At 42.6% G+C, this 13,278-nt stretch carries 13 protein-coding genes; 9 read left to right on the top strand and 4 right to left on the bottom strand.

Annotated features, from left to right (window positions below; all coding sequences use genetic code 11):
* The first annotated feature begins 324 nt into the window (after nucleotides 1-324).
* Together ACF1X7_RS02110 and ACF1X7_RS02105 are read left to right on the top strand one after the other, a co-directional pair.
* On the top strand, nucleotides 325-1,584 hold the full coding sequence (locus ACF1X7_RS02110) for a UDP-N-acetylglucosamine 1-carboxyvinyltransferase (RefSeq protein WP_411162387.1): 1,260 nt from the start codon (nucleotides 325-327) through the stop codon (nucleotides 1,582-1,584).
* Nucleotides 1,585-1,736: 152 nt separating this feature from the next.
* A complete protein-coding gene (locus tag ACF1X7_RS02105; RefSeq protein ID WP_004270647.1) occupies nucleotides 1,737-2,000 on the top strand; it encodes a type B 50S ribosomal protein L31 in 264 nt (87 codons plus the stop codon).
* 81 nt (nucleotides 2,001-2,081) lie between these two features.
* Here the strand turns inward: ACF1X7_RS02105 and ACF1X7_RS02100 are convergent, their stop codons facing one another.
* Nucleotides 2,082-3,065: a chloride channel protein gene (locus tag ACF1X7_RS02100; RefSeq protein ID WP_411162386.1), complete on the bottom strand. Its 984-nt coding sequence runs from the start codon at nucleotides 3,063-3,065 to the stop codon at nucleotides 2,082-2,084.
* A 4-nt stretch (nucleotides 3,066-3,069) separates the two neighbouring features.
* Nucleotides 3,070-3,312, bottom strand: coding sequence for a hypothetical protein (locus ACF1X7_RS02095; RefSeq protein WP_411162385.1), 243 nt, complete (start codon nucleotides 3,310-3,312; stop codon nucleotides 3,070-3,072).
* 88 nt (nucleotides 3,313-3,400) lie between these two features.
* On the opposite strand from ACF1X7_RS02095, the gene ACF1X7_RS02090 reads away from it, so the two are divergent.
* Nucleotides 3,401-4,042: a TMEM175 family protein gene (locus ACF1X7_RS02090; protein ID WP_411162384.1), complete on the top strand. Its 642-nt coding sequence runs from the start codon at nucleotides 3,401-3,403 to the stop codon at nucleotides 4,040-4,042.
* 1 nt (nucleotide 4,043) lies between these two features.
* Nucleotides 4,044-4,721 (top strand): Rnf-Nqr domain containing protein, encoded by a 678-nt coding sequence (locus ACF1X7_RS02085; protein WP_056967022.1) that lies wholly within the window; start codon nucleotides 4,044-4,046, stop codon nucleotides 4,719-4,721.
* Between the two features lie 166 nt (nucleotides 4,722-4,887).
* On the opposite strand, the gene ACF1X7_RS02080 is transcribed toward ACF1X7_RS02085, so the two are convergent.
* Both ACF1X7_RS02080 and ACF1X7_RS02075 read right to left on the bottom strand, forming a co-directional pair.
* Entirely contained in the window at nucleotides 4,888-6,129 is a 1,242-nt protein-coding gene (locus tag ACF1X7_RS02080; protein ID WP_039099179.1) for a multidrug efflux MFS transporter, read from the bottom strand.
* A gap of 26 nt (nucleotides 6,130-6,155) precedes the next feature.
* A complete protein-coding gene (locus ACF1X7_RS02075) occupies nucleotides 6,156-6,890 on the bottom strand; it encodes an SMI1/KNR4 family protein (protein WP_039099178.1) in 735 nt (244 codons plus the stop codon).
* A 145-nt stretch (nucleotides 6,891-7,035) separates the two neighbouring features.
* On the opposite strand from ACF1X7_RS02075, the gene ACF1X7_RS02070 reads away from it, so the two are divergent.
* The 5 genes from ACF1X7_RS02070 to ACF1X7_RS02050 all read left to right on the top strand — a co-directional run bounded on the left by ACF1X7_RS02070 (nucleotide 7,036) and on the right by ACF1X7_RS02050 (nucleotide 13,202).
* Nucleotides 7,036-7,599, top strand: coding sequence for a LemA family protein (locus tag ACF1X7_RS02070; protein WP_039099176.1), 564 nt, complete (start codon nucleotides 7,036-7,038; stop codon nucleotides 7,597-7,599).
* 13 nt (nucleotides 7,600-7,612) lie between these two features.
* Nucleotides 7,613-8,512, top strand: coding sequence for a zinc metalloprotease HtpX (htpX, locus tag ACF1X7_RS02065; RefSeq protein WP_004270645.1), 900 nt, complete (start codon nucleotides 7,613-7,615; stop codon nucleotides 8,510-8,512).
* Between the two features lie 127 nt (nucleotides 8,513-8,639).
* The gene (locus ACF1X7_RS02060) at nucleotides 8,640-9,878 is read left to right on the top strand and encodes a DUF3114 domain-containing protein (RefSeq protein ID WP_271260075.1); all 1,239 of its coding nucleotides are present in this window, start codon (nucleotides 8,640-8,642) and stop codon (nucleotides 9,876-9,878) included.
* A 122-nt stretch (nucleotides 9,879-10,000) separates the two neighbouring features.
* Complete coding sequence (locus tag ACF1X7_RS02055) at nucleotides 10,001-11,380, top strand: UDP-N-acetylmuramoyl-tripeptide--D-alanyl-D-alanine ligase (protein WP_056966363.1); 1,380 nt, start codon at nucleotides 10,001-10,003, stop codon at nucleotides 11,378-11,380.
* Between the two features lie 250 nt (nucleotides 11,381-11,630).
* Nucleotides 11,631-13,202 carry a DEAD/DEAH box helicase gene (locus tag ACF1X7_RS02050; protein ID WP_004270638.1) on the top strand — a complete coding sequence of 524 codons (1,572 nt, stop codon included), beginning with the start codon at nucleotides 11,631-11,633 and terminating at the stop codon, nucleotides 13,200-13,202.
* The last annotated feature ends 76 nt before the right edge of the window (nucleotides 13,203-13,278 follow it).

Raw genomic sequence — 13,278 nt, 5'->3', positions numbered from 1 at the left:
ATGATCCGTTTTGAAAAGCCTTACATTTTTAGACTTCTATAGCCCAATTGAATGCGATGATTAGCTTTTACTAAGTATGAAAATTAAAAAGTAAATGTTATCCCTAAATGCCTTGTAATTTATGTGCTGATTAATTATTATTATACATGTATGACTAATTATCAACGGCATTGAGTAGATTGGAGCCGTTTTCCAATTTTAAAAAATAAAACTAAAAAATTAAAAAACTTAAAAATATCAAAAGCGCCTTCTGGTTTAAACCACAGGAGAAGTGGGAAACTGAAGGCGGTTCTTTTGTTGCAGAGCGAACGGGGAAATCTAAAAATGAAAAAAATGTTAATTCAAGGTGGCAATCTCTTATCTGGAGAGGTCACAATTGGCGGTGCAAAGAATAGCACGGTTGCGATTATTCCCGCTGCTATTTTGGCGGAGTCGAAAGTCGTTTTAGACTGTGTGCCGCACATTAAAGACGTCAACAGCCTACTATCCATTCTAGAAGATATGTCTGTCTCATCTACTTTTGCTGATGACACGGTTGAAATTGATCCAACCCACATTATTTCGACACCACTTCCAAGCGGGAAGATTCAAAGTTTACGCGCCTCATATTATTTCATGGGGGCTTTATTAGGCCGTTTTGGGGAAGCAATCGTTGGGCTTCCAGGTGGCGATGATATTGGTCCACGACCAATTGATCAACATATTAAAGGGTTTGAAGCACTTGGTGCGACAGTGACTAATAACCACGGTGCTATCCAAATTAAGGCACCAAACGGCTTACACGGTGCTAAAATTTATCTTGATATGGCATCAGTTGGCGCAACGATTAATTTATTATTAGCCGCTGTCCGTGCTGAAGGACAAACTGTCATTGAAAATGCAGCACGCGAACCCGAAATTGTGGATATCGCGACATTCTTGAACAACATGGGTGCTAAGATCCGCGGTGCTGGGACTGACATTATCCGCATTGATGGGGTTGAACATCTGTATGGGCGCAATACACACACCATTATTCCCGATCGGATTGAAGCGGGAACTTATTTAAGTATGGCTGCAGCCATCGGGGATGGCGTGAACGTCAAGAACATCATCAGTGAACACATGGACGCTTACCTCGCTAAGTTAGAGGAAATGGGCGTTAAGATGGATGTTAAGGAAGATAGTATCTTCGTTTATCCATCACCTAATTTAAAAATGGTTCAAATTAAAACTATGCCATATCCTGGATTTGCAACGGATTTGCAACAACCACTAACGCCGCTCTTATTAAAAGCGCAAGGTGAAGGCATTGTGGTTGATACCCTTTATCCTAAACGAACACGCCACGTCCCAGAATTAATTCGGATGGGTGCAAATATCTCAATCGAAAATGATGTGATTATTTTACATCATGCCGACAAGTTACAAGGTGCCGAAGTATCCGCCGATGAAATTCGGGGCGGTGCTTGTTTAATGATCGCTGGCTTAATGGCCAATGGTGTGACAACGATTGATAACGCAAGTAATATTTTGCGAGGCTATGACCGCGTTGTTGATAAACTAACGGGTCTGGGCGCAATCGTCAAAATGGTTGAAGAATAAGTTAACCATCTATTGTTTTTTGTTAGCATTCATGCTAATATTTAATGGTTATGTAAACAAATATCTCTGACATAGTAAATATCTCAGGGCAAGACTTAAGTTGTGCATCTGAATTGATGCAGATAACTTTAGCAAAAAGGAGCGGAAAAGACATGAAACAAGGTATTCATCCAGATTATCACAAGGTAGTATTTATGGATTCATCAACTGGCTTCAAGTTCATCTCAGGTTCAACTGCTAACTCAGCTGAAACTGTTGAATGGGAAGACGGTAACACATATCCATTAATCCGTGTTGAAATTTCGTCAGATTCACATCCATTCTACACAGGTAAACAAAAGTTTACTCAAGCAGATGGTCGTGTCGATCGTTTCAACAAAAAATATGGTTTTGCAGACAAGAACGCTGCCAAATAATTATTTTGAAACCGGGGAATTTTTCCCTGTTTTTTTTTGCCTTTTTTTCCATAAAAATAGCCGATTGCAAACGGCAATCAGCTATTTAATCAACATTTTTTGAATTCGATGACTAGCGAGACACGCTAGCAAAATGACTGGGAAAAATTGAATCGGGAAAAGAAAGAGTAACAAAGTAGCAGTGACGTACGGTTGCGCCACGATCACCGTACAACTGACAGCGACAACCGTGGCAACCAGGAGGCCGGGAGTGTATGGCAATACAACGGCGAGACTTAAACCGATTGCCGCACTTGCAAAGATGGCTGGGAAAATTTTACCGCCCCGCCAACCAAAGGCAAATAGCAGATTAGTTAGAACGGTTTTTCCAAGCCCGATTAAGAGTAAATAAATGAATAATTGATCTAAAACGGATTTGGTAAAGGTGAACAAGTAGTGTTCTCTAGAAAAGAGTAAATAAGGCGACAATAGACCACAAGCACCCAAGAACACACCAGCGATCATTGCAAGTAAGACCGGCCGCTGAATCGTATCAAAGAGCCACTGGCACCATTGTTCTATTTTTAAGAATAGATTGCCAAAAACTAAACCGATAATTAATGCTAAAATAAGAAGTGGCCAAACTATTAATGTCCAATGAATGATTGGTGTGTGCAGTGTAAATGGACTTTCTTTGGGGAAGAGTTGGTTGACCAAGGCGAAACCAAGAATCCCAGTTGCGGTTGTGAGAATGTATAATAGAACTTGATTGAAGTGTGATTTGAAATGATCGCGCAAGGAGGTCGTCTCAATCGCCTCACCAACACCGGCTAGCGGTGCGTGGAAGATGGCCGCTAGTATGGCACCAATCCCCATCGTCAAAAACGTTTCTTTTTGCTGAGCGGTTAGTTTAAGTCGATCGCCCAACCAAGTGATTAGGCCGCCGACGATGGTCGAGAGCGCGGCTTCAGGGCCAAGGCTAGCGCCGCAGGCTAATATAACTAAGGCGGCGATAATGTTTTTACCGACTTGCTGTTGGTAGGCAACGGAACCGGTTTGTTTAAATTCGCTGAGTGTTTCATGCATTGTTTTAGGATAAGGTCCCCCAATAACGTCGCATTAAGCTGACGAGTAATCCGCCAAATAGACCAACAAGCAACGGATAAAATGGCTGGTTGAAATGCGAATAACCGACTTGCCAAATTAAGTGTGTACTGAAATTAATGAGGGCTAAAAAGGCGGCCCCTATGCCACCAATCAACAATCCTAAAAGTAAGCTATATAAAACAAAAATAATTTTAAACTGCGTGGCTTTAGTGGTAGGTGATGACATAGAGCCTCCTAGTTAAGGGAATTATTTATGAACTATTATGCACTACCCACGCTAGTTTGACCATAGTCGAATTGTGAGGGAAAGAATAATGAAAATCGATCGATTACAAGCATTTAGCGATGGCGTTTTTGCCATTTTATTAACACTATTAGTGTTAGACTTTAAAGTGCCGGACTATCAAGCAGGGCATTTGAGTCAAGCGGTGATTGCACAGTGGCCAACTTTGGCTGCCTATGTACTATCCTTTTTTTATGTGGGGACATTATGGTTGTTTCATCACGATTATTTTGCGAAAACAAAACAAACTAACTGGCAGTTAAACGTGATCAATCTCAGTATTTTATTTGCAGTGACACTGATTAATTACCCAACTAGTTTGTTGTCGGAATCGATTGCTCAACAAAATGGCGCTGATATTCGATTTGCTTTTACATCGTATGCGATTGTTGCATTAGTCATCTCAGCTTTGTTTTGGGTATTATATCGGTATATGGCACTGCATCATGAACTAATGCGTCAGTATGAACAGCGACACGAGGAATTTTATCAAACGATTAAAAATGATCCCTTACGAAGTGTCTTGATTTACGCCATTGCCATTGTCGGAATTCAGATTAATAGCTGGCTAGGGGCACTGTTGATTTTGCTGGGCAATATCTTTCATTTCATCGCATACTTGCGACTTAGTCGGAGTGTCACGCTGTATCATTTGAATGGAAAGGATGAATAACATGGCAAAACAAAAAACAAATTGGCGGTGGGTAGATTGGCTTTATGTCTTCACCATTGTGAGTCAATTAATCTATATTGGTTATTACTTAGAACAAATGCTGACTAACCCAAAAGACAACGGAACATTGTCTTTTGCCGTTTTACAAGTGGTTGCAGGCCTGGTGATTGCGACCTTACCTATTATCATTGAACGCTTTATGCCATACCGGTTTCCAGAGATTCTATATGCAGTTTATTTAATCTTTGTATACTGTTCGATTTTATTGGGGACGGGATTACATTTTTATAGTCGCTTATACTACTGGGATAAATTCTTGCATGTCTTGAGTGCCGGGTTATTGGCGGGCTTAGGGTATACGGTCTTTAACGTATTGATTTCAAAACAACTCCGTCAAACCATTTCAGCCTTACTCATGAGTTTGTTTGCGGCAACGTTTGGGAGTACGATTGGTGTGTTGTGGGAATTCTATGAATTTACCGGCGATAGTTTGTTAGGCTTAAACATGCAACGTTATATGGCAAAAGGTCACCTTTTATTAGGCCAAGCAGCCTTGTTAGACACGATGGGGGACTTACTAGCGGATGTCTTGGGATCATGTTTAATCGCCATTATCGGCTATTTCTGTATTAAACATAACCGGGACTGGTTAGATAAACTGACGTTTACCAAAAAATAGAGTGCGTTTGTGGCGCTTATATTTTGAGCATTAACTGGATTTGACGAATTGGCGATTGTAATCACCGATTTGGCAAATTCTGTTAAGCGCAGAAATATGCCACAAAAAGCACGTTTCAACAAAAAAGTGGTGTCGCTCTGAAAATGAGCGACACCACTTTTTTGTATTATTTTTGTATTTCATGTTCTTCGCGTAAGACTTTTGTATTCTGACGCACCCAGAAGAGGTTGACGATTACTAAAACGGTTGTCGATAGGAAAACCCCGCTGTAACCGAATAGGCCAGAAACGCTGGAACCAATTAAAGGTCCGGCGACATTCCCCATTGCTTGGAAGGATTGGTTATAACTGAAAATCCGTCCGGCGGAACTATGGGGTGAGTACTTCGCAAGAATCGTTTGAACTTGCGGTAACAATGCGGCATCGGCGACCCCAACCAGCAGACGCAGGGCACCGAGTTGCCAAACATTTTGAACGAAAGCTTGCGGAACGTAAACGAAGACGGCGAAGATCAAGCCACCGAGTAAAATTTTCTCGGAACCGATCCGATCGCCAAGTGCACCAAAACGCGGCGCGGCAATTAAGGTTGCGATCCCTGGAGTAGCCGCGACAACTCCGCTGACTAACGCTACGTTATTGCCATGATGCATTAATTGACGGACATATAAACTCAACAGCGGGCTAATTGAGTTGTTGGAGGCTTGAATAATCATTGTGGTGACGAACATGCCGATAATTAAATGCGGGTATTTCAATTCATGAATCAGTTGCCGACCGGGTACTTGATCGCCTTTTTCTACTGGCGTGAAGTCTTCGTGAACGAAAACCAGACAGAGGATAAAGACGATGAACAAGATGGTACCGGTAATGAAGAAGGTTGTTCGATAGCCGGTTGCTTGGGCGATAATCCCACCCAACAACGGGCCTAATAAGGTTCCGGAAACACTTCCGGTGGTCAGGGTGCCTAAAGCTTGACCACTTTTTTCTTGTGGTGCTGAAGTGGCAATTAAGGCGTTTGAATTACTGATATAACCCGAGAAGAAGCCTTGTAATAGTCGCAAACCAATTAATTCATAAATATTTTGGACTAAGCCCATCGCACCCAGGACAATCGCTAGTCCTAATGAGGCACGGAGTAACATTAATTTGCGACCACGGCGGTCAGCAATTTTGCCCCACCATGGTGAAATCAGAGCGGTAACCAAGAAGGTAATAGAATAGGTCACCCCACTCCATAAACTCAGTTGGGCCGTTGTAAAGTTGCCAAGTGTGTCAATGTATAACGACATAAATGGCATAATCAAACTAAAAGCAACCCCGGCCATGAAATTACCAAACCATAAAACGACGAGGTTCTGTTCCCATTGTGCGCGGCGTCTGAATAAACGTTGACGAATGTTAGTCAACATGGTGTCATCATCTCGATTCTAAAAAGTTAAAGCGGCGACCACGTTTGCTGATGTGCGTGGTAGGCGTCTTTTAAGTGTGGGAGTTGTTCAAAGAGGGCAGTCAGTTGCGCATCTTTAGCTCGTGGCAGCTGGTGTTTAAAGTACAACCGCTGAGTGTCGTAGGCAGTCAATGCGCTTGCTTGTTGGGCTGGTGTACCGTGTTCGGCAAAATAGAGTAGCCAATCAAACAGCCATTCTTTATCAGCATCGGCTTCATAACGGGCTAGCAAAGTGTCTAGCTGTGCTCCCTGTGCCACTAACAAGTAATGGTTACGCTGCAAAGGGGTTAACTCATTATCTGGATTTAGATCAATTACTTTGGGACCTAATTGTTCGAGAAAACTATCCAGCGAATCAGCAACGGTTAACCATTGATCGACCTCAGTATCTATGTAGCGAATCGGTGGTTCAGCTGAGGCTTGTTGGCAATCAAATACAAAGTACTGCTGTTGATGCTGACTAAAAGGGACTAAGTAATCGGGCAAGTCGGGGGCTTGGATGACTGCTTCACCGTTGTGAGCAATCCCAGCTAAATAATGACACTCAACGTCGGCGAGACCATCACTTGTTGGCTCACTCGTAGGAAGGCTAAAGTTAGTCAAAAAACCGCCATTGGTTGTTTGACAAAGTGCCCGATAACTCATGGGAATCCGAGGGTCATCGACAATCATCCGTGGTGCAGTTAAATCAACATTCGCAATTGCTGGCTGTGCAGTAAACATGCAAGTATCCCTCCCAAAATTGGTAACTCTTTAATTTTACCATTTATGTCAAACCAAGATTTTGTTAAGGTTGGCAACCTATTCTTTATTTGTTGTAGCGAGTCTGATAATATGAAGACAACATTAAAGAAAAGAGGATACGCGTATGTTGTGGTTTATTATTATCATTATTTTGTTAGTGGTTGGCGCGGTTGGCTTCTATATCAGCACCTACAATAACATGGTCAAGAGTCGGAACTGGACAGATGAAGCATGGAGCCAAATCGATGTACAACTCAAACGGCGGAATGACTTGATTCCAAACTTAGTATCGACCGTGAAAGGTTATGCTAAGCATGAACAAGACACGTTGGAAAAAGTCATCAAGATGCGGAATCAATTGGTTGAAATGCCAGCTGATAATCGGCAAGCAACAATGGCGGCTTCTAATCAATTAACGGATTCATTGAAAAGCGTTTTCGCCTTGTCAGAAAGCTATCCAGATTTAAAAGCGGACGCAGAATTTACGAAGTTAATGGAAGAATTGACGAATACGGAAAATAAAATTGCGTATGCACGTCAATTGTTTAACTCAAGTGCTACCCGTTACAACAACCAAATTCAAACTTTCCCTGGTAATATTTTGGCAGGTGCTCACAATTTCCAAAAGACAGCTTACTTAGAAACGCCAGTTGAGGAAAAAGCAGCACCTAAAGTTTCCTTTGAATAGGGTGTGATTGGGAATGTTATTTGAACAAATTCAACAGAACAAACGTAAAACGGTATATGTGATGATTGGCTTTTTTGCTTTAGTATTGGCAATTGGGGCTGCATTAGGGTATCTGTTTATGCGTAATTTGATTAGTGGTGTCGTGGTGGCGGCTATTTTAGCCGCCGTTTATATGGCGATGATGATTGGAAACTCAACCAACGTTGTTATGCAGATGAATCATGCGACCGAAGTCCATGATGCTAGCGAATATCCTGATTTATGGCACATTGTTGAAGACATGGCGATGGTCGCCCAAGTACCGATACCCCGGGTTTTCATTGTTGACGATCCTAGCCCAAACGCGTTTGCAACAGGCAATGATCCACAACACGCTGCGGTGGCGGTCACGACTGGCATCATGGCGCGTTTGAATCGGGAGGAACTCGAGGGGGTAATTGCTCACGAAGTCTCCCATATTCGCAATTACGATATTCGGTTACAAACGATTGCCTTGGCACTTTCTGCGGTGATTTCAATGCTCGTGAACATCGGCAGCAACATGTTATGGTGGGGCGGCGGCCGCAGTCGTGATAACGACCGTGAAGAAGGTGCAAGTAATATCATCGGTTTGGTTTTTTCGATCCTATTGTTGATATTGGGACCTTTGGCGGCTAGTATTGCACAGATGGCGTTGTCGCGAAATCGGGAATACTTGGCTGATGCATCTGGTGTCGAATTAACGCGGAACCCACAAGGTTTGATCAATGCGTTATTAAAGATTTCTGACAGTGAGCCAATGCAAGCTGCGGATCCATCAAGCGCAGCTTTGTATATCTCAGATCCATTTAAAGGACTTAGTCGGTCGGGTGCTCATTTATTTGATAGTCATCCACCGATTGAAGAACGAGTCGCTAAATTAAGAGCGATGTAATGTTTTAAAGACATAACGCATCAGCTGTAGGTAATAGTTGATAGAACACGTTTTATATAGAGGGAGGCAAAATTCATTTTTGTCCCTCTCTTTTTTTGTATAATAAAGGAAAAGAGGAGTGATCAGTGTGCGATTATCCCCAATCCAGCAGTTAATGGCGTTACAATCTACTCTAATAATGCAATTGAATGAGACACCGAGCAAACAGATTACCATGATTGATTTACCGGTTGTGCGTGGGCAATTATTATTGGCATTGCATGCGCGTCACCAGCTAACATTATCGACGCAACAACGCACAATGATTCAACGCGCCATCATCACAACGCTGGCAACTAAAACGGATGGCACTCAATTAATGGATCTTTGGCGGCAAACACTACCGCAGCGGTATCGGATTGTTGATCAGGCAGAGGTGGTGGCCCATTTTGAACAGTTAGAACGCGCTAATTGGGACGTTGCGAGTTTACGCGCTTATGCAACCCATTTAACGGGACAACTTGCTGCGCAACCAACAGCGCTTAAAAGGATTTTGCAACACAATTGGCAAGCATTACATCAAGTAGGCTCAGCACTTTATCAAATGCTTTTTGAAGCATACGGGGACCGAACTGCACAACCAGTAATTAATTACCAGCGGATCAATTTAGTGCTCACGCATTTAGGGGCGCAGTTGGATGAGCATGCGTTTTTGCAATTAACAGCACGTGATTATCAACTTGACCCGCAATTAGCACCAGATGCGCCTTTTTTAGCAACCTTTGCGCAAAGTGTGCAACGTGCATTTGTCGGTCGAGTTTTAACCGATAAACGGATTCATCAATTCAGAATGTATTTAGATCGGCAGAATCTACGCTATATCCGCCATTATTTTCAACACTCTGGTGAAACAGATGAACAAGCCTTAGCGCGGTTTGTGCGAAAACGACAAGCGACCCAGCCACATTATTGGCTGCGGCGTGAACCAGCTCGGCTCCATAATAAATACCGCAACGGACAGCGCCCAACAACGCATTGGAATCGAAAACGACTCACGCCGGATTTTCATAGTGAATTTATTCTAGCACCATCTGGAGCATTTATCAGTCAATGGCAAGTGCTTAAATTAAAGGCTGATGGTCTGATTGATAGTAATCCTGACCATTACCAGCTAGATGATGGCACACTCCGGCAACTACTAAACGGTGAATCGTTTAATTATGCTAATCGGAATGATCGGCAACACGCCCGGTTAGATAGCCAACCACCGCTGCAAAATGATCATGCACTACGCAAAACAGCTTTTAAAGGGTGGCGGAGTCCGACTAAGCAACAATATCGACCAAATGATAAACAGGTTGATGACTATTCACGGTGGTACTCTTAATTGGTGGTCAATCATTTTTGGGGCTTTTTTGAAACTATGGTACAATATTGCGTAGTATTTTAAGCCATAACTAAAAAAAGCGTGCGTAAAAATGCACACAGAGTAATAGGAGTTATTGAGATATGAAAATGCAGTTGGGTGAAATTGCACGAGTCACTGGGGCTAAAAACGATATTGAACAATGGGCAACCATTGAAGTGACGAATGTTGCGTTTGACGCACGTCAATTAAATGCGGGCGCTTTGTTTGTACCGTTAGCTGGTATGCGTGATGGTCACGACTTTGTTGGACAAGCTAAGGAAAATGGGGCAGTGGCAACTTTTTGGGCTGCCAATCATGATGCACAGCCAACTGATTTTCCTGTATTAGTGGTTACAGACCCACTAGCGGCTTATCAGAAGTTAGCCATGCATTATCTCCAAAAAATTAATCCCAAAGTGGTTGCGATTACCGGTAGTAATGGTAAAACAACGACGAAAGATATGACAGCTGCTGTTTTAGGTAGTCAGTACAATATGCACAAGACACAAGCTAACTTTAATAATGAAATTGGTGTGCCACAAACGATTTTATCGATGGAAGCTAATACTGAAATTTTAGTGATTGAGATGGGGATGGATCGCCCAGGTCAATTAAAAGCGCTCAGTGAATTAGCCATGCCAGATGTCGCAGTCATTACGATGATCGGGGAAGCCCATATCGAATTTTTCAAGACGCGTGATAAGATTGCCGATGCTAAGATGGAAATCACAGATGGGCTCAAAGAAGATGGTCTATTAATTTACGCTGGCGACGAACCGCTATTGACTGAACGGGTTGGCGAACTCACAACCGAGACATTCGGTAATTTGACGACCAATGACTTATATCCCTTACAAGTCCGTGCAGGTGAAACTGAAACGTCATTCAAGTTGAATGCTTGGCCAGAGATGACGTTTACTATTCCAATGATGGGTGCTTATAATGTCAATAATGCGTTGGCCGCAATTTTGGTTGGGCAACGGTTCCACATTAAACCAGAATTAATGAAAAAAGCCTTGGCGAATTTTGAAGTCACAAGTAATCGGACAGAGTGGCTTGTTGGTCAAAAGGGTGAACGGATGTTGAGTGATGTTTACAATTCAAACCCAACGGCTGCCAAAGAAGTTTTACACAATTTCAGCCATTTTGAGACTGACGGGCGGCGGATTGCCGTCTTAGGCGACATGTTGGAACTTGGTACTGCCAGCAAGAAATTACACGAAAGTTTGGCCCAAGAATTAGATCCCACGATGATTCAAGAGGTCTTCTTGTTCGGGGATGAAATTGAACCATTATATGTGACGTTAAAAGAGCGTTATGCACCAGAACGCCTCCATTACTTTAACCGCCATGAACAAACGCAATTAATTGCTGGCTTGCAAGCGCAGGTACAACCTGACGATTTAATCGTTTTAAAGGCAAGTCATGGCTTACATTTAGAAAAAGTAGTCGCTGCTTTACAAGATACTGAAGTTAATTAATGATTAGCAATTGACAGACAACTGCACAGGCACGCTGTTTAGCGATTGAAGCTATGGAATTAGATTAACAACTGGAGCAATTCCGTTTGCTAATTAAGTTGTGGCATGATAAGCTATTAAGGAGCTTTTTTAATGAAAAAGGCTTTTGAAAACAATTATATTACAAGACAGATTTTTGAAAATGGTGCAATTGACGAAGTGGACCTGTTTTGTAATGGCATGTTTTTTACAAAACAAGGAGGAACACTATTTGAAATTCGCAGAATTAGGTTTATCAGAACCAATTATGAAAGCCATCGAACGCGCTGGCTTTGAAGAAGCAACACCCATCCAAGGCGAAACAATCCCATTGGCATTAGCTGGTAAGGATGTTATCGGTCAAGCACAAACTGGTACCGGTAAGACAGCCGCTTTTGGTTTACCAATCTTACAAAACTTGGACTTAGACAATCCTAACATTCAAGCATTAATCATTTCACCAACGCGTGAATTGGCAATCCAAACACAAGAAGAACTCTATCGCTTAGGTCGCGACCGTAAAGCGAAAGTACAAGTTGTATACGGTGGGGCTGACATTCGTCGCCAAATCCGTTCATTAAAAGATCACCCACAAATTCTTGTTGGGACACCGGGTCGTTTATTGGATCATATCAACCGTCGCACAGTTAAATTAGACCACGTGAAAACATTGGTCTTAGATGAAGCTGACGAAATGTTAGACATGGGCTTCGTTGATGATATCGAAAGCATCATCAAACAAGTGCCAGACCAACGTCAAACACTTTTATTCTCAGCAACATTACCAGCACCAATCATGAAAATCGGTAAGAGCTTCATGACTAACCCTGAAATGATCAAAGTGAAGTCAAAAGAATTAACGGCTGACTTAATTGATCAATACTATGTGCGGGCAAAGGACTTCGAAAAATTCGACATTATGACGCGTTTATTCGATGTTCAATCACCTGAATTAACATTAATCTTTGGTCGGACAAAACGGCGTGTTGATGAATTAACACGCGGTTTGAAGGCTCGTGGTTACAATGCTGAAGGGATTCACGGTGATTTATCACAACAAAAACGGATGAGCGTCTTGAAATCATTTAAGGCTGGCCGTTTAGATATCTTAGTGGCAACAGACGTTGCTGCTCGTGGTCTTGATATCTCAGGTGTGACCCATGTTTATAACTACGATATTCCTCAAGATCCTGATAGTTATGTTCACCGGATTGGCCGGACAGGTCGTGCCGGTAAGTCAGGCGTTTCAGTTACTTTTGTAACACCAAACGAAATGGAATACTTACACATCATCGAAAACTTAACGAAGAAACGGATGTTACCATTACAACCACCTACAGAAAAAGAAGCCTTCAAGGGCCAATTAGCTGCAGCGGTTGCAGACATCAACTCAATGATTGAAAAAGGCCAATTGGCTAAATTCAGCGAAGAAGCTGAAGAATTATTGAAACAATTCTCTGACGTTGAATTAGCTTCAGTGCTTTTGAAGACAATCAGCAAGGAATCAGTTCCTGTTAAGATAACACCAGAACGTCCATTGCCTTCACGTAAAAAAGGTGGCAATCGTAGCGGCAACCGGAATGGCGGCGGCAATCGTCGTGGCGGTAACGGTGGCGGCTATCGCGGTGGCAATCGTCGTGGTAATGGCGATGGCAAACGTCGTGGTAATGACAACAAAGACGGTCGTCGCAACAGTGGCAACGGCGATAGCAGCAAACGTCGTAGTAATGACAATCGTGACAACCGTAAGAAGACTGATGGCCGTTCAAAACGGAACTTCACAATTCGTACAAACGATAAATAAGACTTTTTAAAAACAGCGGGCGGCCAACTTGGTCGGCCGCTGTTTTCATATAGTCAATTGTGACAGAGATGTAAGT

This window comes from Latilactobacillus sp. VITA-14 (assembly GCF_046580785.1).
In the GTDB taxonomy this organism is placed as follows: Bacteria; Bacillota; Bacilli; order Lactobacillales; family Lactobacillaceae; genus Latilactobacillus; species Latilactobacillus curvatus.
Note: the sequence above shows the minus strand (reverse complement) of the source record. Positions and strands in the feature narration are given on the sequence as shown.

Excerpts from the sequence above, each read along its gene's own strand:
- ACF1X7_RS02110 (WP_411162387.1), top strand. The coding sequence starts at position 325 with ATGAAAAAAATGTTAATTCAAGGTGGCAATCTCTTATCTGGAGAGGTC.
- ACF1X7_RS02105 (WP_004270647.1), top strand. The coding sequence starts at position 1,737 with ATGAAACAAGGTATTCATCCAGATTATCACAAGGTAGTATTTATGGAT.
- ACF1X7_RS02100 (WP_411162386.1), bottom strand. The coding sequence starts at position 3,065 with ATGCATGAAACACTCAGCGAATTTAAACAAACCGGTTCCGTTGCCTAC.
- ACF1X7_RS02095 (WP_411162385.1), bottom strand. The coding sequence starts at position 3,312 with ATGTCATCACCTACCACTAAAGCCACGCAGTTTAAAATTATTTTTGTT.
- ACF1X7_RS02090 (WP_411162384.1), top strand. The coding sequence starts at position 3,401 with ATGAAAATCGATCGATTACAAGCATTTAGCGATGGCGTTTTTGCCATT.
- ACF1X7_RS02085 (WP_056967022.1), top strand. The coding sequence starts at position 4,044 with ATGGCAAAACAAAAAACAAATTGGCGGTGGGTAGATTGGCTTTATGTC.
- ACF1X7_RS02080 (WP_039099179.1), bottom strand. The coding sequence starts at position 6,129 with ATGTTGACTAACATTCGTCAACGTTTATTCAGACGCCGCGCACAATGG.
- ACF1X7_RS02075 (WP_039099178.1), bottom strand. The coding sequence starts at position 6,890 with ATGTTTACTGCACAGCCAGCAATTGCGAATGTTGATTTAACTGCACCA.
- ACF1X7_RS02070 (WP_039099176.1), top strand. The coding sequence starts at position 7,036 with ATGTTGTGGTTTATTATTATCATTATTTTGTTAGTGGTTGGCGCGGTT.
- htpX (WP_004270645.1), top strand. The coding sequence starts at position 7,613 with ATGTTATTTGAACAAATTCAACAGAACAAACGTAAAACGGTATATGTG.
- ACF1X7_RS02055 (WP_056966363.1), top strand. The coding sequence starts at position 10,001 with ATGAAAATGCAGTTGGGTGAAATTGCACGAGTCACTGGGGCTAAAAAC.